Below are 20,082 nucleotides of genomic sequence, written 5' to 3'. Positions count from 1 at the left end.
CATGGCCCAGAGCGCCGAGTCCGCCCTCATCGTCCGCATGGAAGCCACCCTCAAAAAATTTGAGGCACAGATGGCCAAAGCCCAGGGCCTGACCAATCGCACGGCGAAAGGCATGGAAGACCGCATGGCGACGATGAATCGCAATATTGCGCGCAACGCTGAGAGGGCTGGCGAGGCTATAGGCCGAGCTGGTGGGCGTACCATGATGATCCAGAATGCCAGCTTTCAGCTGCAGGACTTCGCTGTTCAGGTTGCAGCTGGCACTTCAGCGTCTCAGGCTCTCGGCCAGCAGCTTCCGCAGTTGCTCGGTGGTTTTGGCGCTTTTGGCGCAGCTGCTGGTGCCGCGGTTGCTATTCTTGGGCCATTAGTTGGCAGCCTCTTCGAAACAGGGGCAAGCGCTGGCGATGCATCGGCGGCTCTCAAGCGCCTATCCGATGCGACAGATGGTCTTCGCTCCATGACTGAAATGTCGAGTGAGGATATCATCAAGCGTTATGGGGCGATCACGGAAGAGCTTGAGCTCGTCCTCAATAAAAAGCAGGAGCTTGCAGAATTCGAGGCGCGTGAAGCGGCGCGTGGCGCGATTTCCGGGCTTGCAGACAATGGCATCATCAGCGCTGCGGCCCAAGTACGCGAGTTGCAGCAGCGCCTCGCTGAATATGAGGCGATGAGCGTGGACGAGGCGCGTGCGCTCGGTATAGGTGTCGCGGACAATATCCTTCTGGCAAACGAGTCGATTGGGGTAATTACCGAAAGCCTAGGCTTGACGGTTGAAGAAATTTACCGAGTTTCCGATGCGCTAGAAGCATGGTCTTCTGCGAATAGCCTATATGAACAGGCAGATGCGGCCTCGGCTGTGCTGGCTGCGATCAGTGGCACGTCTCTAGAAACGAGCGAATGGGGGAAGAGCCTCGCAGATGCAGCGCTGCAGCTGTACGCGACGCGCGACGCTGCGGCTGATGCTTTGGTGTCGATGGATAAAATCAGGGCTGCCGCTGCCGCGCTACTGGATTCAGTTCCAGGGTCGGACTGGCTGGACGATGCCATCAAAAGTGCAGCTGGTTTGGCGGCAACGCTTTGGGATGCCGCTAAGGCGAAGGCCGCAGCGACGGATGCGCCAGTGGTCACTGATGATCGGCGCGAGGCCATTCTTGAGAACCGCGCCGGCGTGAATGAGGCCCGCGGGATTCGTCTCGAGCGCACGCAATCGGCATGGTTGGATGCAGGCAAGTCAACTGGCGGCGGGCGTGGTGGCAAGGCGGCGTCGAAGGACGACTACGCCGCTGCGGTGGAGCGGTTGCAGCAGCAAATCGAGGCATTCACCCTCGAGGCTGAGGCGGTCTCGGCTTCCGCCGACTCTCACCTGAAATATGGCGATGCGGCGGACTATGCCAAGAAGAAGGCTGAGCTGCTGATCGCGGCCCAGAAGGAGGGCAAGGCCGTCACGCCGGAGCTGTCGGCCGAGATTGAGAAGCAGGCCGCAGCATATGCTGAGGCGGCGCAGCGTGCGGAGGATGCGCGGGACAAGATCAGCGCCATGCAGCAACAGGCAGCGCGTGGCCGAGATGCCTTGGGAGATGTGTTCGGGGCAATCCTGGAGGGGTCAGATGCTGCCAAACAGGCGCTGGCTAACCTCTTGATGGAGATTGCGAAGATCCAGATGCAGAAGGCTGGCCTCGGGCTGATCGACGCGGCGGGCGGCGGCGGGATTGTATCTTGGCTCGGTGGTCTGCTGTCCTTTGATGGCGGAGGGTACACCGGAAAGGGCGGCCGCTCTGGCGGCCTTGACGGGAAAGGTGGCTTCCCGGCCCTCTTGCACCCAAATGAGACCGTGATCGATCACACCAAGGCCGCCTCGGCGCAGCCGCAGGGGCTGGTTGTGACGGCCTATAGCGACGAGGGCGTGATCCTGAGGGTGGCACGTCAGGCGGCAAGGGGGGAGGTGCAAGGCGCCGCCCCGACGATCGTGCGCCAATCCGTCAGCGCGACGGGTAGGGCGATGGCATCGACCAAAAAGTTCGGACGGATCATATGACAATCAAGGTCATTGCCTGGCCACCGGTCCGCGCGTCTGCGCGTAGCTGGACCATTGCGCAGCCGGTTGCACGCATCAGATCGGCCCTGACCGGGCGCGACCAGATGCAGGCCAGCCAGCGCCCGCGGCGCATGGTTGAGATGACTGTCTCGGCTAAGGCTGGCGGGTTGCTTGCCCCCGGCTACATGGAGGGTCTGATCGGGCTACTGGATGGCGGCGTCAATGCGGTGCGCCTGACATCATGGCGACCGTATTGGCAGCTGTCCGACGCCCAATTCGGCGATGCAGCATTCTGGCGGCCCACGATCTCTGCCACGGTCGTTACGTCGGGCGGGGTCTCCGCGTTCCGGGCCACGGGTCTGCCGCCGGGCTATCCAGTCGCGCGCCCGGGCGACCGGATCAGCGTGGCGGGTTCGGTCTGGCAGGTGATCAATCTGGCCACGGTCAATGACGCCGGGTCTGTGGATATCAAGGTGTTGGGTGAGCCGCTCGCGGGTGGGCCCGTGACGTTTGACGCATGGGAGAGCCGGGTGTTTCGGCCCGAGGCTTTGCCGATCGGCATCCAGACTGCGGGTGCCGATTGGTCCTATAGCTGGTCGTTCCGCGAGGTTTTTGCGGACGAGGTTGGTGGATTTTCGGAGGTCGACCCATGGACCTGACGCGGGGTGTTGGCGCTGCACTGATGGCGCAGATCGGCGGCGGGGTGTGGCACCCGGTCCTGATGGTGGATCTGGACTGGCCAAGTGGCCGGGTGCGCGCGCATAGCGGAGTTGGCGCCATCAGCTGGGCGTCTGCGACATGGTCCGGCGTGGGCAAATATGGCGAGGTGTCGATCCCGGAGGAGGCCGCAAATGGCCTGCCGTCGGACTTTTCGCTTTCGTTGGTCTGCGATCTGCCAGATCTGGCGTCCTATGCTGATGCCGTCATCCGGGGTCGGCCGGGCACTGTCTATCTCGGCGCCACGACGGCGCCGGGCGGCAATCTGCTGGTCGGCAATCCCGTTGCGCTGGCCTCGGGCACGATGGACGGTCTGGTCCTGACGCTGGACGCGCAGGACGGGGTGCAGCTCTACCGCCTGACCGTCAGCATGACGACCGGCCCGAGCTATCGCAGTGCATCGGCCATCGTGCACAGCCATGAGGATCAGTCGCGCAAATACCCCGGCGACACCGCTGGGCTGCGGCTGATTGGCGCCATGTCCCGCGCCCGTACGACGCTGTGGCCTGAGCCGTGACCCCGACGACAGTGTGGGCGGCGGTGGAGGCCGTCATGCATCGCCCATTTGAGTGGGGGCGGTCGGACTGCAGCACGTCCGCCTGCGACGTGTTCGCGGCGCTCTGGGGTGTTGATCCTTTGGCGCCGTGGCGCGGCGCGTATGACAGCGCGCTGTCGGCCGCCCGGCTGATCCATCGCATGGGCGGGCATGAGGCACTGGCCATCGAAATGGCGCGGCGGGCTGGGCTTCGGGATGGCGATGCCATCGGTGCCATCGGTCTGGCGGGCCGCACCCTTGTGATTTGCGTTCGCCCCGGCGTTTGGGCGGGCAAAACCGAAACCGGCCTCGCCGTCGTGCGGGCCGTTGATCGAGCGTGGCATGCGTAAACTCTTGCTGATCACCACCGCGCTGACTGGACTGGCGTTCAACCCTACGATGGCGCGCGCTGATCCGATCAGCACCATCGTCGCCCTGATGGCAAATGGCGCGACATTCGGCGCGGCTCTTACTGCAACGTTTGGCGCTGTTGGTGCTGCGCTGGTTCAGCTTGGGGGGTCATTTATCCTGTCGGCGGCCGCGACGGCGCTCATGGGGCGACCCAGCGCGCAGACCCAGCGGCAGGAATTGCAGCGCCCGAGCGCGCTCCCCGCCTACCGATTTGCATATGGTCGATGCTGGGCGCCCGGCACCCCGGTAGGCTGGGCCGTCAAGGGCAAGGTCCTCTACATCTGCTATCTCTTGAACAGCCGCCCGTCTGCGCTGACCTCCTACACGGTCTATTTTGACGAGCGGGCCGTGGTGCTGGACGGCAACCCGTTTGATTTTACCGGCCCCGGTGGCGCGGCGGTCGAGGCGCCGTTTGATGGACATGTGCAGATCTGGATCGGGCGCGGGGATCAGACGACATGCCCGGCGCAGATTGTGGCCGAGAGCGAGTATTTTGCGAGCACCGATGCCTGGCGCGGCCGGACGGTCCTGTGGGCGCGCCTCGATTGCGGCAAGAAAAACAAGCGCAGCGAGCGCTGGCCTGCCACGCCACCGGCGCTTACGGTTGATGGGGATTGGAGCCTTGTTCACGACCCGCGCGATGGCCTGACCAAGTTTTCGCGCAATCAGGCGCTGATCGTGCTCGATGCGCTGCGGACCAACCCGATCCGGTCCTACGCCGATGATTATCTGATGCTCGACACGTTCGGGTGGGCTGCGGATGTGGCTGCACAGGCCGTGGCGGTCAAGGCTGGCGGCACGATCCCGCGCTATCGGTGTGATGGCGTGCTGGTGTTTGCTGATGGGGCAGAGCTAGAGGATCAGCTTGACCCGCTGCTCGCCGCCGGGGCATCGCGGCTGGTGCGGGTAGGGGGCAGGCTGGGCATCGTCCCGGCCATTGCCCGCGACCCGGTCCATACGATCGAGGATGTTGCCGATGGCCAGCCGCTGGAGCTTACCAGATGGCAGCCGTCTGACAGCCTCTATACCGAGTGTGTCGCGACCTACACCGCGCCGGATCGCAACTATGAGGCGGCAGAGGCGCCGGTCTATGTGGTGCCGGGGGCGGTGGCGGCAGACGGTGGGCTGCCCAAACGGCTGGATCTGGCTCTGGATTTTGTGACTGATCACCGCCAGGCGCAGCGCCTCGCCAAAATCGCGGCGCGGCGCGGGCGGTTGCAGCGGGCCATCTCGGCCGAGCTGTGGCCGGACGCATTTGACCTCGTCGCGGGGTCGGTCGCATCCGTGGATCTGGGCGACCCGTTTGGCCCATGGTCAGGCGATTATGAGGTGGAGAGCATCCACCCCGCCGCGGGCATCAATGACGATCAGTCGATCACGCTGAGATTGCCCGCCACGCTGCGGGAGACCTCGGCTGCGATCTACGACTGGGACGCGGCGACAGAGGAGCAGGACGTGGAGCTGGGTGATCTGGGCGCGACCATCGGCGGCGTCCAGGCGCCGGGTGTGCCATCTGTGATCAGCGGTGGCGCGGCGGCGTTGACGAGCGGTGAGCAGGTTACGCCACGCGTGCAGTTTACGTTTGCGGCATCTGCCAGCGCCTCGGCCGAGGCCTACGAGGTCCAGTATCGCCGCCACGATGGCACCAGCTGGGGCCGCTGGCAGGCGGTCGGGACGTTTAGTGAGGATGCGGTCGAGAGCGGCACGATCACGGGTTATGTGACGCCAGTGTCGGTCGGATCTGACTATCAGGTGCAGGCCCGCACGGTCGGCGAATACGGCAAATCGGGCTGGTCTGTGTCTGTCGCCGTGACGGCCTCGGCCCCGGCCAACATCCTCGCCACACCCGACGCGCCGACCGTCACCGCGCTGTCCAGCAGCACAATCCGCGTGCGGGCGGAGCAGATCGACGATCCGAGCGCCACGCACCTGATCATCCTGCGCAACACGGTCAACAACTCGATCACAGCGACCGAATGGCTGAGCGTGGCCGCCGGTGCGAGCGTGGCCGTGCAGCGCGATCATACCGGCCTGACCAGTGGCGCGACCTGGTTTTACTGGGTCCAGCCGCGCGACCAATGGGGCAATCGCGGCGGGGTATCCGCTGCGGGCACCGCGACAACACCATAAAATCTATCCGAGGTGATCATGCCTGATCTGACCCAAATCACGGGCGGCGTCGTGCTGCCCGATGGCTCTGTGCCGTATGAGGGCCGCGTCCATTTTACCCCCGTTGGTTGGGATTGCCCGGCGGCGGGCAAGGTGCAGCCCCCGGCCACGCGCAGCTTTGAGCTGGGCCCGTCCGGTGGCCTGGTCGATGTCTACCTGTCGCCCAGCACGACCAGCCTGCGCGAGATGCCATATCGTGTGAGCGTGACGCATTTCAACGTCGCGACCCGTGCGATGGAGACCACCGACCTCGGCCTGATCTCGGTCCCGGAGGTTGCCGAGGGCGACAGTGTCAGCATCCGGTCTCTGCTGTCAGACCCCGGTGTGATCCCGTCCGCGCCGGATGCGCTGGCGCAGGTGACCGCCAAGGCGATCGAGGTTGATGCGGATCGCGCCGCGGCGCAGGCTGCGCGAGAGGTGGTTTTGGCGGCGCGCGATCAGACAATCGCTGCTGCCTCGCGGACGTATGATACGGTTTCTGCGCTGCTGGCTGACGAAACGGCTTGGCCGGTTGGTACAAAACTGACGGTGCGCGGTACCGGCGACTATCAGGCGGTCATCAACGATGGAGACGCGACCACGGCTGGTGGCGTAGAGGTCTATGCGCAGCCGTTGCCTGCAGAATACGTTGATCGCCAGTTTTTTGTCGCTGCTGACGGCATTGCGGACGACACTGCGGCTTACCAGCGGATCGCGTCAAAACTGCCTCCGGGCAAGACGCTTCGGATCGCTGGCGGCGGCACGCGGATCATCGGCGCACAGATAGCATTTGCTCAGCCAGGCATCAAAATCGTGGCCGATGTTGGCTCCAAGATTATGCAAAGATCTGGCACTGGCTCAATCGACACGCTGGTCACCCTCTCTGGCCTTGGCGCGGAGGTCCACGGTCTGCAGATCGACGCTAACAATGCGGGCAATCCGACCGCAGGCTATACCGGCCGCGGCGAATTGCTCAAAATGTCTGGTGATCGTCAGGTGGTGCGCAATGTTTCTATCGTCGGCGGGCACGTCAAGGATTTCGCTGCAGGCATCTACATCACGGGCAAGCACGTGATTGTGGACGGCGTGACGGGCGATGGCACCGGGCGGATCCTGCTGCGGGGGCGAGCGGACTTTGCCACGATCCGCAACGTTGTTGGGCGCAACATCCAGCCGAGTGTTGGCGTCAGCAACAAGGTCCTGGTGTGGGACGGTGGCGATGAGAGCAACAACCCGTTCACCTGGCTTTTGTTCGAGAATATTTATGGGCACTCGACGAGTAGCACCCACCAATCACTCATCGTCGTGGACAGTTCGACCGTGATTGGCGGTAAAATCACAGCGCGAAATCTGTTCGCTGACTATCCAAATCAGGGCGGGCCAGATTCCATCAAGTTCGTGAATTTCCAGCGGCTTGACATTGACGGGCTGACGACACGCAACGGCGGTGACGCGGGGTCGAATTGCTGTCTGCGACTGCAACAGGATGATGCGCTGAATTTCACGGGCCATCGCGCCGTGTCCCTGCGGGGCCTTGATCTGGCCGGGCATGTCAATTTCGACGGCACGCAGCCTGCGCGGGTCTTTGTCGGTGGCGATTGCCGTATCGGCGCCACACTGGAGGGCCCGGCCTGCATTGACGATTTGCCGAACGGCTACCTGACCATCGCGGATGGGGCTGTTCTGGGCAATTTCACCGGGGCGGTCATCGCCACCCGGTCCGACGCATTTGACCCCATAATCAACATCGGTCGGGTGGAAATTGTCGGCGCTGTCAGCACCGGAACGCCCTATGCCAACAGGCGCATTGTCCAGCATCGTGCCTATATCACCGGCAGCCCCACCCGCCGCATCCGTGCGGGCCAAGTGGCAATTGATGAGCCGCTTCGGATTGAAAACACCCGCACTTTCGCGGCTGATCAGCGGTGGGTGATGGACAACGAGACGCTTGACGCATCTGTCGCGCAGGGGCGGTCGGCAGAATATCTTGTTTCTGGGACTGACTTTGCTCTGACATCTGGCCCGCGTGATACCGATGGCTGGGTGCGCGGCACCCGCATTTATCGGCGTGACCCATCGGCAGGGCAGGTTGACGCGCTGCGCTGCGTGACTGCTGGGTCATCGTGCCAAACGGCGTGGGCGCCAACGACAGCGTATTCGATTGGGGCGCGGCGCTACAATGGAGCAAACGTATATGTCTGTGTGACTGCTGGCACGTCTGCTTCAAGCGGCGGGCCGACTGGGACGGGCGCGGCCATTAGCGACGGCACAGCAGTATGGGATTTCGTTGCTGTGAGGGCGGTATTTGCAGTTGAGGGGCAGATCGGCATCCCGACCGACACCGCGTCTCAAATCGCTGCGGCGGCGGCTGGCATCAACACCAGCGCTAAATTCGCCGGCAAGCTTGTTAAGGACGCGACCAACAACCGTCTCATGATCGCGCGCGGCGCATCTGCGACGGACTCGTGGGATGTGGTGGATGGCTCAGCCACGGTGACGCCTATGTGATTAGCGGATCATGCCGGTCGTGGGCTGCGTATGCACTGGACTGGCGAGGCTTGGTTCGCTTGATTGGCTGAGTCGTAAAGGGGGGGCTTCAAGCCCCCCTTTTTTCTTAAATCGGGTAATGGTTTCGTAGGGGCGCGTTGCGGCCTTGCATCGATGTTGGATGGTGACGGCACCGGCCCGCGCGCCGAGTGTCGCAGATGGGGCGTCCGGGGTGGCCGGGCGCCTTTCTTTATGGTCTGGGCCGGGGGGCATAATGGACACACAATCGAGCGGCGGGCTGATCGGCTGGATGCAGGCGTTTTTCGGCGCTGGCGCAACGACGATCATTGCCGCGGGGCTAGGCCGCCTGGTCTATCACTCGGGCGAGGTGCGCGCGGGGCGGCGCCCGGCCATCGGGCTGCATCTGATTTGGGAGGTGCCGACGGCGGTCGTCATGGCGTTGGTCGCGGAGTCTCTGGCGGCGTATCTCAATCTGCCGCCGCAGGTGACGACCGGAGTCGTCGCGGTGCTGGCCTATCTCGGCCCGCGCGGCGCCCGCGATGTGATCGAGCGGGCGACTGGCAAGACCAAAACCTGATCGGTCTAACATCCGTCTAACACCGCCCCGCCATCGCGCGGGGCTTTTTTATGGGGATCGATGATGCAGGTCACTGCACATACGCTGGCCGCCATCGCGGGCGCGCCGGTCAACAGCAACATGCGCTCAGTCATTGCCGGGCTGCGCGCGCTCGGCACGGCGTCCGGCCTCGATGTGCCGCACCGGCTGGCGCATTATCTGGGCCAGATCGCGCATGAGAGCGGCGGATGGCGGTGGGATCGCGAGATCTGGGGGGCGACGCCCGCGCAGGCGCGCTATGACACGCGGGCCGATCTGGGCAACACACCGGCGCGGGACGGGGATGGCTATCTCTACCGTGGCCGGGGTCCGATCCAGATCACGGGCAAGGCCAATTATCGGCAATATCGCGACTGGTGCCGGGGCATCGGCCAGCCTGCGCCGGATTTCGTGGCGCAGCCCGACATGGTGCTGCTCGATCCTTGGGAGGGAATCGCGCCGATCTGGTACTGGGAGACGCGCGGCCTCAATCGCCTGGCCGATGCCAACAATCTCGACGGCATCACGCGCGCGATCAACGGCGGAGACAATGGCCAGGTGGATCGCCGTGACCGCTACGTCCGCGCCGCGCTGGTCCTGTTGGGCTATGGCCCGACCCAGATCCGCGAGTTTCAGCGAGCGTGGTCCATCGGGGCTGATGGCATCGCCGGGCCGACGACGCGCGCCACGCTGCATGCGGCGCTGACTGACCAACCCCCCGTCAAATTCGGAGACTGACCATGGACCTCAATACCGTCATTGCGGCGATCGCGCCGCAGCTGCTGACTGCCATCGGCGCGCTGCTGACTGTCCTGATCGGCTGGGCCGCCGATACCGCCCGCCGCCGGTGGGGCATCCAGATCGAGCAGGCGCATCGCGAGGCGCTGCACAGCGCCATTATGACCGGGATCAAATTGGCGCTGCAGCGGGGCATGTCCGGCCCGCAGGCGGCCGAACTGGCGGTGGGCTATGCGCGGGCCAGCGTGCCGGATGCCATTGCGGCGCTAGGGGCGCGGGATGATGTGCTGGCCAATCTGGCGCGGGCTAAGATGGGGGATATGCGTTAATCACAATCCGTCGGCTGTTCCGGCGCCCTGTCCCCGCCACGCTTGCCTTGGCGCCCGTCGCGCATCCATGCATTAGCCCTGGCGCCCCATCCTTCGGGCTTGGGCCTCTTTGCAGCTTCGCGCAGCGCCTTCGCGGTTTCCGGGTGCGCGGCGCGGCCTCGCTTGGTGCTGGCCATTTTTGCGCGTGCCGCGGGTGCAGAGGCTGCCTCCCTGCCTCGTGCCGCGGCCTCGGCGGGTGGGCCGGTAACATTGGCCAGTAGCTTGCGCGTCCCGTCTGTGATCCTCCCAACCCCCAAGGCCTGCCGCCAGCGCCAAACGGTGCCCATTGACACACCCCAGTGATGTTGGACTGCGGCGCTGCTCTCGGTCTGCACTGCGCGTATCAGGTCGCCGCACAAGATCGGAGAGTGGCGCCCGGTCTTTTTGCGTCGCGGCCATGGTATGGGCGCATCCGTCCAGCCGCCGACCTCGATGAGCCCGTCGATGGCATCCTCTACCCAGCCACTTTTGACATCTGGAGGGGCGTATGGGCCAAAGAGCAGCGAGGCTGGGTTATAGTCCGCCGCCATATCTCTTTGTCTCTTCGGCCAGATCGTCCAGCGCCGCCGCCCGCTCTTGCATGATCCTGATGAGATCGACAAACACGCCTGGGCGTGGGTCGGTCTTGCGTGCGACCCAGCGCCGTACGGTGCTGCTGTCAATTTCGAGCGCGCGGGCCATCTGCGATTGCCAGGTATCGCCCCACAGTGCCGTGCCGATGCGCTCGATCATGTCGTGCTTGTCTGTCATGCCAGCCCTCCTTGGCCATGGGATGGCAGCCCCGAGGGGGCTGCGCACCGATGATCATTTCCAGCTGCGCGCGCAAACGCGTTTGGAGGCAACAACATCGCCATTCCACGGGTCGGGGCATTGGGTGTCGATGATGACGATGGTGTAGTCACGCATCTCGCCGCCGAATTCCTTGGTCGCTGCCGTCTTGGCAGCGGTCAGATCGTTGCCCACATTGACGACGCGGGCGCTGGCGATGCTGTGGTGACGGATGGTGGCGGTGTAGCGGGTCATGGCGAGCCTCCTTGCTCTTCCTTCTGGCCGGGGCTGATCCCCTTGCCGTGCACTATAATTAGGGCATTTTGTTTTGGTGTGCAAGCCGGAAAATGCAACCGGGGCGTTTTTTTATGCGGGCTCGTCGCGCCAGCGCCATTTGATAATCTGCTCGACCGGGCGCCGCACGGTTATGGCCTGACGCTCGGCGCTGGTCGGGATGCACCAGCGCACGGCCATGTGCTCGGCCGTGCGGCAGCGCGAGCAGGCGAATGGGGGCAGGTGCCGCTGGTGACGGGGCCCGACGACGCGGACCAGATCCTCGGCCCAGTAATTTACGGTTCGGTGGCACAAAAGGCAGGTGACGGATAGGAGCATGCCATCCCGTGCCGCATCGGCCAAGGTCGGGTTGCGGAATGGGTTTGCTGATGGTCCTGCGGCGGGCATGGCGGCGTGTCCTGATATGGCCACCAATGAGAACGCAATGAGAACATCGGCGCAAGTCCGAGGAATTTTCTGTGCGGGTTTTTGCTGGATTGCCTGGCACGCCCTAGATTGCGAGGACTCTGCCCGCGTATTCGCTGGGTTGTCCATGCGCATAATTTACGCATGATCTGCGTCATGTAGATGATTGTAATGATAAATTAGGTGCCCGCCGCAGGCACCACCGCTCCTCCGCTCCTTTCGAAACACGGTCGCGCGCTGCCCGCTTAAGCCGTTCGGTTTCTGTCCGTTGATCTGTCGGGGATCGGCGGTCGGACCGTCGCCCGGCTTGCGGCACATGGCACAGATCTTGCTGCCCTCGCCGCGTCTGAGAGGGAACGGTTATGGATCTGGCGACTACCATCGGCTTCTTTGGCGGGATTCTCGCCGTTGTCGGCACAATGCTGACCGGGGGGCACATCGCCCCCTTCGTTTCGATGCACGGCTTCATCATCGTGTTCGTGGGGGGCTTTTTCGCGGTGATGTATACGGCCCCCATGCCGGTGTTCCTTGGATCATTCAAGGCGATGGGCACCGCCTTCAAGAAACATGACTATGAAATCGGCCCCCTCGCCAAGACCTTGTCCGAACTGTCGGCGGTTGCGCGCAAGGACGGGCTGATGGCGCTCGAAGGGCGTCAGATGCCGCACAAATTCGTGCAATCCGGCCTGCAGATGCTGATCGACGGCTCTGATGAACACAAAATGGCAGAACAGCTGACCCAGGACATCGCAGCCATGAAGGGCCGCCATACGGCCCGGCAGGACGTGGTGAAGGCCTGGGTCGAACTGGGCCCCGCCTATGGGATGATCGGCACGCTGATCGGTCTAGTCGAGATGATGGGCAATATGTCGGACCCGACGCTGGTGGGCAAAGGGATGGCCACCGCACTGGTGGGCACGATGTACGGCGCGATCGCGGCCAACGTCTTTTTCGGCCCCATGGCCACAAAGCTGAAAAACAATACGAACCGCGAGGTCGCCTATTGCGAAGCCGCGATCGAGGGGTTGCGCAGCCTGTCGCGGTCAGAAGCCCCGCGGATGATCATCTACAAACTGGCCGTGCGTCTGCCGCCGGATCAGCGTGAAGAACTGCTGGCCGCAGCCTGAGGACAAGAACGATGAGCAAGGCGCCGGCGGGCAAGAAGGGGGGCGGTCATGATGACCACGGGCATCATGGCGCGCATGGCGGCGGTCATGGCGGTGGCGGCCATGACGACCATGGCGGAGGCGGCCACTGCCCGCCGCCGTGGATCATCACCTTTGCGGATATGGCCACGCTTCTGATGGCCTTTTTCGTGATCATGCTGATGACCGCGAAATCCGACCAGCCCAAGTTCAATGCCTTTGCCGCGGTGATGCGCCAGACCTTCGGCACCGTGCCGGATGGGGGCGATTCGGTGCTGCAGCTCAATTTCGGCCCGCAATCGGGTGAACAGACGGACGAACCTCCTGGAACCACGCCGCAATCGGGCGATCCAAACACCCCGCAAAGCGGTGATGAAGAGGGGACCGGCAAGAAGGGCAGCGGGTCGGGCGATGCCGCCAAAGAGGCTGCCGAGGCGCTTGGCAAGGCGATGCGCGATGCGGTGTCCAAAGGGCAGATCAAGGTCGAAAGCGATCAGGGCGAGGTGATCGTCCGGCTTCCCCCCGGTGCGGGCGCGAAAGAGGCCGAACAGATCGCGCAATCCCTGCGTCAGGCGGCCGAGGCCGCCGCGGCCGAGGGCGCGGGGGCAGGCCAAGGTGCAGGGCAATCCGGCGCCGGCGGGCAGAACGGCCAGCCGGGCGATGCGCCGACCGGAGGCAAGGATGCCGCGCCGCAATCCGAAGGCGGTGATGCCGGTCAGGGTGCCGGGGCCGCGCAACAGGGCGCGGATGCCGGGGCCGGGGCTGCGGGTGGCGCCAGTGCCGCCGGGGCACAATCCGGGGCTGCGGGTCAACAGGCGGGCGATGCCGCCGGGGGGGCTGGTGCCCAGAGCAACGCCGGCGCGCAAGGTGGCGCGGGGGCGGCAGGCCTTGGTGGGGAAACGCCTGCCTCTTCGGGGGGCGCGGGTGCGATCAAGGCCGAGATCGCCGCCATCCAGCTTGGCATGGTGCTGGATGACCAGCTCTCCTCCGGGGATGTCCGCGTCGAACGCAAGGACGGCGAGGTGGTGCTGACGGTCGGATCGGGCGGGGCGTTCCAGTCCGGGTCGTCGGACATGACGGCGCAGGCCCAGGACATCATCAGCAAGCTGGAACAGGTGTCGCAATCGGCCAAAAGGATCGTGGTGACCGGCCACACCGACAACGTCCCCGTCAGCGGCGGCGAATTCCGCGATAACTGGGATCTTGCCTCGGCACGGGCGCAAAGCGTGGTCCGGGCCATTGAAGAAAGCGGCGTCCTGCCCAATGCCGAACTTCAGGCCGTCAGCAAGGGCGATACCGAGCCGATCGCAGATAACGAAACGGCCGAAGGGCGCGCCAAGAACCGCCGGATCGAAATCAAGATCGAATTTGAAGAATGACAGGTGGCCCCGCCGCGGCGGGGCGCCCTTTTCCGGGCCATCCGGCCCCTCTGACCTGAAAGGAACCGCGCCATGGGACCGCTTGCCTGCACCACCTGCCGCATGATCCGTCGCTTTGTTCTGGCTTTTGGGGGCGGCGCCTTCCTCGCCTATCAGCTGACGGGCACCATGCCCTTTCAGGCAACCGCCAGTGACGAGGTCTGGAATGGCCTTATGTGGGTCGCGGTCTTCTTTGCTTTCATGAGCGTTTTCATGCGGATGCGCCAAATGCGCGCCCGGTGGAAACGCTGACCGGCGGGCGCGGAACGGGGCAAGGTTCATCCGAAGGTATGGTCGCCACGTGCATTCGCAGGAAGGCTAAAATTAACACCTCTGCGTCACGTTCTGCCTGAATATCTTCTGGAGGTCGCCTTGCCCGTCACATCCATCGTCAAACACCGGGGGCTGGGTCGGGCGCTGGGGCGGCTTCTGGTTTCCGGGGGGCTGATTGCAGGCTCGGCTTGGCTGGTGCATCGCCATTTTGCCGAACTCGATCTGCGCAGCGTCGGGGCCGAGGTGGCAGATCTGGCGCTCTGGCAATGGGCGGGGGCCGCCCTGGCGACGCTGGTCGCCTTCATCGCCGTCGCCGGACAAGAGCGGGAGATCGTGCGCGCCATGGGCCTCGCTGCCCCGCGGGTGGGACGGGTTGGTGCCGCCGCGGCGGCGGTGTCGCAGACGCTCGGCTTTGGTCCCGTGATCGGTGCCATTCTGCGGCGGCGGCTGCGTCCGGATCTGACTGTGGCGCAATCTGTGGCGATTTCCGGCACCATCACCCTGGCGTTCTTTGCCGGGATCGGCCTTCTGGGTGCCGCGGCGCTGATCCTCACGCCCGAAATGGGTTTGGCGCGCGAAGGGGCCTTGGCCTTGGTCGGCTTGATCGGTCTTGGCACGCTGGCCTTCCATGCCTTTCCCCTCTGGCCCTTTGGCCTTGTACGGCCAGCCCCGCAGGTCGTGCTGCGCCTTCTGGTGTGGATCGTGCTGGATGTGGCGATGCTGTGCCTGGCCTTTCACCTGTTGCTGCCGCAGTCTGCGGCGCTGCCGGGGCTGTCGTTCCTGCCGGTCTTCATTCTGGCCCTCGCCTTTGGCCTCGTTTCGGGCAGCCCTGCCGGGGCGGGGCCGTTCGAGGTGACGGTGCTGGCCCATTTGCCCATGGTTGATGCGGCCGAGGCTGCCGCTGCCATCGTGGCCTTCCGTTTGATCAGCTACGTGATCCCGGCCGTGATCGGTGCGGGCTATGCGGTGTTGGCGCCGGGGGCGGGCCTGCGGGCCCCCGCTGCGGCGGCGGGGCGCGGGCCAAGACCCGGCGTGCTGGAGTTTGACCTTTATGCCGCCCCCCGCGCCGAACTACAGCTTTGCCGCGCCGGGACCCTGTCGTTGCGGCCTCTGGGTGTTGGGGCGGTCTGGTTGGGTCGGCAGACGCCATTGTGCGATCTGCGGGTGGGCGATCCGGTCGGTCGGCCCATGGGTGCGCCGCTGGATTTGCATCCCGCCGATTTGACAGGCGGCCTTCGCCCGCGGTTCTGCTACAAGATCGGCGGCCGCACCGCGGCCCTGGCACGGGCAAGCTGCATGGTTGTGCTGCCTTATGCCCAGGAAGCCGTGCTTTGTCCGACGCGCTTCACCCTGGGCGGTCCGGCCCGGGCCGGGCTGCGTCGCAAGCTGAACCATGCCGCCCGTGCCGGAATCGCGGTCAGCGAGGCCGAGGCGCTTCCCCTGCCGGAGATGGAGGCCGTGCATCGTGCCTGGCTTGGCAAGCGGCGCCATGAACGCGGTTTTTCCATGGGGCGTTGGGGGGTGGATTATGTGCGCGGCCAGCGCGTCTTTTTGGCGCGTGACGCGCAGGGGCAGCTTGTGGCTTGGATCAGTTTCCATGCCTGCCGCGGCGAATGGGTCCTGGATCTGGTGCGCTATCGGCCCGATGTGCCGGATGGGACACTCTATGCGCTGGTTGTTGCGGCAATTGACAGTGCGTCCGCGCTGAAGGTGGGGCGGCTGTCGCTGGCGGCAGTGCTGCAGGCGGGGGGGCATGGCCTCTACGGTTGGGGCCTTGGGCGCGCTGCGGCGCAGGCGCGGGGTCTGCATCAGTTCAAGGCTGCTTTCCGCCCCCGGTGGGAGCCGCGCTATCTGGCCGCCACATCCTGGCCTGCGCTTGCACTCGGTCTTCTGATCTGCACCCTGGGCATCCATCGGCGGCGCTAGCCTTTGGGCTTGACCCGCCCGCAGCCCGGACCGATCCTTGGCCATGGGGGGCAATATGGCACGGATGTTCGGGCAGGATTTCGATACGACGACCGAATTTTCGGAAACCGCCTGGGCCGAGGTGCTTTCGGCGGTGGACCGGACCTATGCCGATCTTGTCGATTATCAGGAACGGCTGGAGCGCCAGAATGCCGAGCTGGATGAGCTGCGGGGGTTTCTCGCCTCGGTCCTGGGCTCTGTCTCAGACGTGCTGCTGGTCTTGTCGCGGCAGGGGCGGGTGCAAGAGGTGAATGCCTCTTTCCTTGCGCTGACCGCGCAGGCCAAGCCGGCGGCGGTGGGGCAGCCCGTGACCGCGCTTTTCGACCGGGAAGATGGTGACCGCCTGACCGCGGCGATTGCAAAGGCGCTTTCCACCAAGGCCGCCGTTACCATCGAGGTGCAGCTGACCACCCCGACCGGCCCGGCCCCGATTGAGCTTTCGATCAGCCCCCTGGTCGATGATCGCGGGCGCGGTACGGGCACGGTGCTGACCGGGCGCCCCTTGGGCGAATTGCGGCAGGCCTATGCCGCACTTGCCCAAAGCCACCGCGACCTGCAAGAGGCGCAGGCCCAGCTGGTGCGGAACGAAAAGCTCGCCTCGCTGGGGCGGCTGCTGGCGGGCGTCGCGCATGAGCTCAACAACCCCATCAGCTTTGTCTATGCCAATGCCCATGCGCTCGAACGCTATGCCGCCAAGTTCGAGACCTATTTCACCCGCGTCCAGCAAGGCGCCACCCGGGACGAGCTGATCCGCCTGCGCGAAGAGCTGAAACTGGACCGCGAGCTGCGGAACCTGCGCGAAGCCGTGCGGGGCGCGCGGGATGGGGCCGAACGGGTGCGCGACATTGTCGAGGATCTGCGCCGTCTGTCGTCGGACGGATCGGGGGATCGGGTGGATTTCGACCTGACCGAAACCGCGCGCGTCGCCGCGCAATGGGTGCTGCGCGGGGCCAAGCGCAAGGTTCCGGTGCGGATCGAGGGCGCGACCCGCCTGATGGCCCATGGCCGCCCCGGCCATATCCAGCAGGTGGTGATGAACCTGGTGCAGAACGCGGTCGATGCGCTTGACGGGACGGCCGAGCCCGAAATCGTGATGACCCTGTCCGAAGAGGCGGGGCTGGCCTGTCTGACGGTGCGGGACAACGGCCCCGGGATTCCTGCGGCCCTTGAGGCTTCGGTCTTTGATCCCTTTTTCACCACCAAACCCGTGGGGGCGGGCACCGGCCTTGGCCTGTCGATCAGCCACAAGATCGCGCAGGAACATGGCGGCAGTCTGCGGCTGGTGCCGGGGGATCGGGGCGCCTGTTTCCGCCTGACGCTTGCGCTGGGGGCGCAGTGATGCGGGTGATCTGGCTGCAATCGGCGGGCTGCGGGGGCTGCACCATGTCGCTCCTCTGTGCGGAAAACCCGGATGTGTTTGACACGCTGGCCGCAGCAGGGATCGAGATGGTCTGGCATCCCGCACTTTCGGTTGAAACCGGGGGTGAGGTGCGGCGCCTATTGCAGGCGGCGACAGAGGGGCACAGCCCGGTCGATGTGCTCTGCGTTGAAGGTGCCATCGCACGGGGGCCGCGGGGGACGGGGCGCTATCACATGCTGTCGGGAACCGGGGTTCCCATGCTCGACTGGGCCCGCCGTCTGGCCGCACGGGCGCGGCATGTGGTGGCAGTGGGGACCTGCGCAGCCTATGGCGGCGTGACCACGGCGGGGGGCAATCCCTCGGATGCGGTGGGCCTGCAATATGAGGGCAGCCATCGCGGCGGCGCGCTGGAGGCCGATTTCATCGCCAAGGGCGGTCTGCCGGTGGTCAATGTCGCGGGCTGTCCGACGCATCCGGGCTGGGTTTTGGAGACATTGCTTCTTCTTGCCTCGGGGCGGATGGGGGCCGGGGATCTGGACGCGCTCGGCCGCCCGCGCTTTTACGCCGACCATCTGGTGCATCATGGCTGCCCCAAGAATGAATTTTACGAATACAAGGCCAGCGCCCGGCAGCTGTCGGATATCGGTTGCATGATGGAACATCTGGGCTGTGTTGGCACGCAGGCCGTGGGCGATTGCAACATCCGCCCTTGGAACGGGGAGGGGTCCTGCACCCGCGCGGGCTATCCCTGCATCGCCTGCACCGCCCCGGAGTTTGAGGAGCCGCGCCACAGTTTCACCGAAACGCCCAAGGTGGCGGGTATTCCGGTCGGCCTGCCCTCGGACATGCCGAAGGCCTGGTTCATGGCGCTGGCCTCCTTGTCCAAGGCCGCGACACCGCCGCGCATCGCCCGCAATGCGGTGGCCGACCGCATCGAGGTGCCCCCCACGCTCAGAAAGCCCAAGGCATGACCGAACTTCTTGTCGGCCCCTTCAACCGGGTGGAAGGCGATCTGGAAATCCGACTGACGCTGGCCGAGGGGCAGGTGGCGGCGGCGCAGGTGAATTCGCCGCTGTTCCGGGGGTTTGAGGCCATGCTGCTGGGCAAGGACCCGCGCGATGCGCTGACGCTGACCCCCCGGATTTGCGGCATCTGTTCGATCAGCCAGAGCATTGCTGCCGCCCGCGCGCTGGGGGCCGCTTGGGGTGTCGCGCCCAGCCCGCAGGGGCAGCGGGTGGCCGCGCTGATCCATGCGGTTGAAAATCTTTGCGACCATATCACCCATTTCAACCTGTTCTTCATGCCCGATTTCGCCCGGCCGGTTTATGCGGGGCGCAGCTGGCACGGGCGCGCCGTGCAGCGCTTCACCGCGATGGAGGGGGGCGCCCAGCGGGCCGCCGTTTCCGCGCGGGCGCAGATCCTGCATATCGTCGGGCTGCTGGCGGGCAAGTGGCCGCATACGCTGGCCGTGCAGCCCGGTGGCGTGACCAAGGCCCCGACCGAGCGGGACCGACTTCGTATTCTGGTCAGCCTGCGGGCCTTTCGCCGCTATCTGGAAGAGGTGGTTCTGGGTGCCCGGGTCGAGGATTTCGCCGCGCTTGCGGATGTGCCTGCCCTGATGTGCTGGGACCGGGGCGATGCGGGCCTGTTTCTTGAGATCGCTGCGGATCTGAACCTTGCGGGCCTTGGCCCGTCGCAGGGGCGCTATCTGTCTTTCGGGGCCTATCCGCTCGAGGAGGGTCCGGCCTGGGCCGGGGGGCTTTGGCAGGGTGGGGCGGCCCCGTTCGATGCCGGCCGCATCCGCGAGGACCTGTCCCATGCCTGGATGCTGGGTGCTGCGGCCCACCCCGCCCAAGGTGAAACCCGCCCGGATGAGGAGATGCGCGACGCCGCCTATAGCTGGTGCAAGGCGCCCCGCTATGATGGCCAGGTGTTCGAGGTGGGCGCCCTGCCGCGGCAGGTGGTGGCGGGGCATCCGCTGGCCCGGGTGCTGGCGGCTCTGCCGGGGGGCGGGGGGGTGCTGGGCCGTGTGGCCGGGCGGCTTCTGGAAATGGCGCTGACCCAGCTTTTGCTGGAGGATCTGGCCCAGGCCATCGACCCGCGCGAACGGTTCATGCTGCAGGCCGAACCCACGCGCGAGGGCGAAGGGGCGGGGCTGGTCGAGGCCGCGCGCGGCGCCCTAGGCCATTGGTTGCGGATTGAACGGGGGCGGATCGCCAATTACCAGATCATCGCGCCGACGACCTGGAACTTCAGCCCGCGTGATGCCGAAGGCACCCCCGGCGCGGTCGAGGCTGCGCTGGTTGGCGCCCCCGTCGGGCCGGGCGAGGACACGCCCATCGCCGTCCAGCATATCGTGCGCAGCTTTGATCCCTGCATGGTCTGCACGGTGCATTGAC

At 65.4% G+C, this 20,082-nt stretch carries 19 protein-coding genes; 16 read left to right on the top strand and 3 right to left on the bottom strand.

What is annotated here, in order from left to right; all coding sequences use genetic code 11:
• Position 1: 1 nt before the first annotated feature.
• The 9 genes from IE101_RS04675 (at position 2) to IE101_RS04635 (ending at position 10,016) form a co-directional block, all read left to right on the top strand.
• A complete protein-coding gene (locus IE101_RS04675) occupies positions 2 to 2,035 on the top strand; it encodes a coiled-coil domain-containing protein (RefSeq protein WP_189632606.1) in 2,034 nt (677 codons plus the stop codon).
• Positions 2,032 to 2,694, top strand: coding sequence for a hypothetical protein (locus IE101_RS04670; RefSeq protein ID WP_189632605.1), 663 nt, complete (start codon positions 2,032 to 2,034; stop codon positions 2,692 to 2,694). The genes IE101_RS04675 and IE101_RS04670 overlap by 4 nt, the downstream gene beginning before the upstream one ends.
• On the top strand, positions 2,685 to 3,269 hold the full coding sequence (locus IE101_RS04665; protein WP_189632604.1) for a hypothetical protein: 585 nt from the start codon (positions 2,685 to 2,687) through the stop codon (positions 3,267 to 3,269). Before IE101_RS04670 ends, IE101_RS04665 begins: the two co-directional genes overlap by 10 nt.
• 35 nt (positions 3,270 to 3,304) lie before the next feature.
• Complete coding sequence (locus IE101_RS04660; protein ID WP_189632603.1) at positions 3,305 to 3,637, top strand: DUF6950 family protein; 333 nt, start codon at positions 3,305 to 3,307, stop codon at positions 3,635 to 3,637.
• Entirely contained in the window at positions 3,630 to 5,828 is a 2,199-nt protein-coding gene (locus IE101_RS04655; RefSeq protein ID WP_189632602.1) for a phage tail protein, read from the top strand. The genes IE101_RS04660 and IE101_RS04655 overlap by 8 nt, the downstream gene beginning before the upstream one ends.
• Before the next feature lie 18 nt (positions 5,829 to 5,846).
• A complete protein-coding gene (locus tag IE101_RS04650; RefSeq protein ID WP_189632601.1) occupies positions 5,847 to 8,354 on the top strand; it encodes a hypothetical protein in 2,508 nt (835 codons plus the stop codon).
• A gap of 253 nt (positions 8,355 to 8,607) precedes the next feature.
• Entirely contained in the window at positions 8,608 to 8,931 is a 324-nt protein-coding gene (locus tag IE101_RS04645) for a phage holin family protein (protein ID WP_189632600.1), read from the top strand.
• 63 nt (positions 8,932 to 8,994) lie between these two features.
• The gene (locus IE101_RS04640) at positions 8,995 to 9,687 is read left to right on the top strand and encodes a glycoside hydrolase family 19 protein (protein ID WP_189632599.1); all 693 of its coding nucleotides are present in this window, start codon (positions 8,995 to 8,997) and stop codon (positions 9,685 to 9,687) included.
• Between the two features lie 2 nt (positions 9,688 to 9,689).
• Positions 9,690 to 10,016, top strand: coding sequence for a hypothetical protein (locus IE101_RS04635; RefSeq protein ID WP_189632598.1), 327 nt, complete (start codon positions 9,690 to 9,692; stop codon positions 10,014 to 10,016).
• 552 nt (positions 10,017 to 10,568) lie between these two features.
• On the opposite strand, the gene IE101_RS04630 is transcribed toward IE101_RS04635, so the two are convergent.
• The 3 genes from IE101_RS04630 to IE101_RS04620 all read right to left on the bottom strand — a co-directional run bounded on the left by IE101_RS04630 (position 10,569) and on the right by IE101_RS04620 (position 11,504).
• Entirely contained in the window at positions 10,569 to 10,805 is a 237-nt protein-coding gene (locus IE101_RS04630; RefSeq protein ID WP_189632597.1) for a helix-turn-helix domain-containing protein, read from the bottom strand.
• A gap of 54 nt (positions 10,806 to 10,859) precedes the next feature.
• Positions 10,860 to 11,078 carry a hypothetical protein gene (locus tag IE101_RS04625; RefSeq protein ID WP_189632596.1) on the bottom strand — a complete coding sequence of 73 codons (219 nt, stop codon included), beginning with the start codon at positions 11,076 to 11,078 and terminating at the stop codon, positions 10,860 to 10,862.
• 111 nt (positions 11,079 to 11,189) lie between these two features.
• Complete coding sequence (locus IE101_RS04620) at positions 11,190 to 11,504, bottom strand: hypothetical protein (protein WP_189632595.1); 315 nt, start codon at positions 11,502 to 11,504, stop codon at positions 11,190 to 11,192.
• 380 nt (positions 11,505 to 11,884) lie between these two features.
• Between IE101_RS04620 and IE101_RS04615 the strand changes: the two genes are divergently transcribed.
• From IE101_RS04615 to IE101_RS04585, 7 genes are all read left to right on the top strand, one after another.
• A complete protein-coding gene (locus tag IE101_RS04615; protein ID WP_189632594.1) occupies positions 11,885 to 12,649 on the top strand; it encodes a motility protein A in 765 nt (254 codons plus the stop codon).
• A gap of 11 nt (positions 12,650 to 12,660) precedes the next feature.
• Positions 12,661 to 14,046 carry an OmpA family protein gene (locus IE101_RS04610; RefSeq protein WP_189632593.1) on the top strand — a complete coding sequence of 462 codons (1,386 nt, stop codon included), beginning with the start codon at positions 12,661 to 12,663 and terminating at the stop codon, positions 14,044 to 14,046.
• Between the two features lie 72 nt (positions 14,047 to 14,118).
• Positions 14,119 to 14,337 (top strand): hypothetical protein, encoded by a 219-nt coding sequence (locus tag IE101_RS04605; protein WP_189632592.1) that lies wholly within the window; start codon positions 14,119 to 14,121, stop codon positions 14,335 to 14,337.
• Between the two features lie 120 nt (positions 14,338 to 14,457).
• Positions 14,458 to 16,284 carry a phosphatidylglycerol lysyltransferase domain-containing protein gene (locus IE101_RS04600; protein WP_189632591.1) on the top strand — a complete coding sequence of 609 codons (1,827 nt, stop codon included), beginning with the start codon at positions 14,458 to 14,460 and terminating at the stop codon, positions 16,282 to 16,284.
• Positions 16,285 to 16,339: 55 nt separating this feature from the next.
• Positions 16,340 to 17,662: a sensor histidine kinase gene (locus tag IE101_RS04595; RefSeq protein WP_189632590.1), complete on the top strand. Its 1,323-nt coding sequence runs from the start codon at positions 16,340 to 16,342 to the stop codon at positions 17,660 to 17,662.
• Positions 17,662 to 18,654, top strand: a complete 993-nt coding sequence (locus tag IE101_RS04590; RefSeq protein ID WP_189632589.1) for an NADH-quinone oxidoreductase subunit B family protein — start codon at positions 17,662 to 17,664, stop codon at positions 18,652 to 18,654. The genes IE101_RS04595 and IE101_RS04590 overlap by 1 nt, the downstream gene beginning before the upstream one ends.
• Positions 18,651 to 20,081, top strand: coding sequence for a nickel-dependent hydrogenase large subunit (locus tag IE101_RS04585; RefSeq protein ID WP_189632588.1), 1,431 nt, complete (start codon positions 18,651 to 18,653; stop codon positions 20,079 to 20,081). Before IE101_RS04590 ends, IE101_RS04585 begins: the two co-directional genes overlap by 4 nt.
• The last annotated feature ends 1 nt before the right edge of the window (position 20,082 follow it).

Origin of the sequence: Gemmobacter lanyuensis (assembly GCF_014652355.1) — a bacterium.
Taxonomy (GTDB): Bacteria; Pseudomonadota; Alphaproteobacteria; order Rhodobacterales; family Rhodobacteraceae; genus Gemmobacter; species Gemmobacter lanyuensis.
This window is presented reverse-complemented; position numbering and strand designations above follow the sequence as displayed.

What these genes read in the sequence shown, in the direction of transcription:
- IE101_RS04645 (WP_189632600.1), top strand. Translation starts at nt 8,608, where the DNA reads ATGGACACACAATCGAGCGGCGGGCTGATCGGCTGGATGCAGGCGTTT.
- IE101_RS04610 (WP_189632593.1), top strand. Translation starts at nt 12,661, where the DNA reads ATGAGCAAGGCGCCGGCGGGCAAGAAGGGGGGCGGTCATGATGACCAC.
- IE101_RS04650 (WP_189632601.1), top strand. Translation starts at nt 5,847, where the DNA reads ATGCCTGATCTGACCCAAATCACGGGCGGCGTCGTGCTGCCCGATGGC.
- IE101_RS04665 (WP_189632604.1), top strand. Translation starts at nt 2,685, where the DNA reads ATGGACCTGACGCGGGGTGTTGGCGCTGCACTGATGGCGCAGATCGGC.
- IE101_RS04585 (WP_189632588.1), top strand. Translation starts at nt 18,651, where the DNA reads ATGACCGAACTTCTTGTCGGCCCCTTCAACCGGGTGGAAGGCGATCTG.
- IE101_RS04670 (WP_189632605.1), top strand. Translation starts at nt 2,032, where the DNA reads ATGACAATCAAGGTCATTGCCTGGCCACCGGTCCGCGCGTCTGCGCGT.
- IE101_RS04615 (WP_189632594.1), top strand. Translation starts at nt 11,885, where the DNA reads ATGGATCTGGCGACTACCATCGGCTTCTTTGGCGGGATTCTCGCCGTT.
- IE101_RS04625 (WP_189632596.1), bottom strand. Translation starts at nt 11,078, where the DNA reads ATGACCCGCTACACCGCCACCATCCGTCACCACAGCATCGCCAGCGCC.
- IE101_RS04635 (WP_189632598.1), top strand. Translation starts at nt 9,690, where the DNA reads ATGGACCTCAATACCGTCATTGCGGCGATCGCGCCGCAGCTGCTGACT.
- IE101_RS04590 (WP_189632589.1), top strand. Translation starts at nt 17,662, where the DNA reads ATGCGGGTGATCTGGCTGCAATCGGCGGGCTGCGGGGGCTGCACCATG.
- IE101_RS04620 (WP_189632595.1), bottom strand. Translation starts at nt 11,504, where the DNA reads ATGCCCGCCGCAGGACCATCAGCAAACCCATTCCGCAACCCGACCTTG.
- IE101_RS04655 (WP_189632602.1), top strand. Translation starts at nt 3,630, where the DNA reads ATGCGTAAACTCTTGCTGATCACCACCGCGCTGACTGGACTGGCGTTC.
- IE101_RS04640 (WP_189632599.1), top strand. Translation starts at nt 8,995, where the DNA reads ATGCAGGTCACTGCACATACGCTGGCCGCCATCGCGGGCGCGCCGGTC.
- IE101_RS04630 (WP_189632597.1), bottom strand. Translation starts at nt 10,805, where the DNA reads ATGACAGACAAGCACGACATGATCGAGCGCATCGGCACGGCACTGTGG.
- IE101_RS04595 (WP_189632590.1), top strand. Translation starts at nt 16,340, where the DNA reads ATGGCACGGATGTTCGGGCAGGATTTCGATACGACGACCGAATTTTCG.
- IE101_RS04675 (WP_189632606.1), top strand. Translation starts at nt 2, where the DNA reads ATGGCCCAGAGCGCCGAGTCCGCCCTCATCGTCCGCATGGAAGCCACC.
- IE101_RS04605 (WP_189632592.1), top strand. Translation starts at nt 14,119, where the DNA reads ATGGGACCGCTTGCCTGCACCACCTGCCGCATGATCCGTCGCTTTGTT.
- IE101_RS04660 (WP_189632603.1), top strand. Translation starts at nt 3,305, where the DNA reads ATGCATCGCCCATTTGAGTGGGGGCGGTCGGACTGCAGCACGTCCGCC.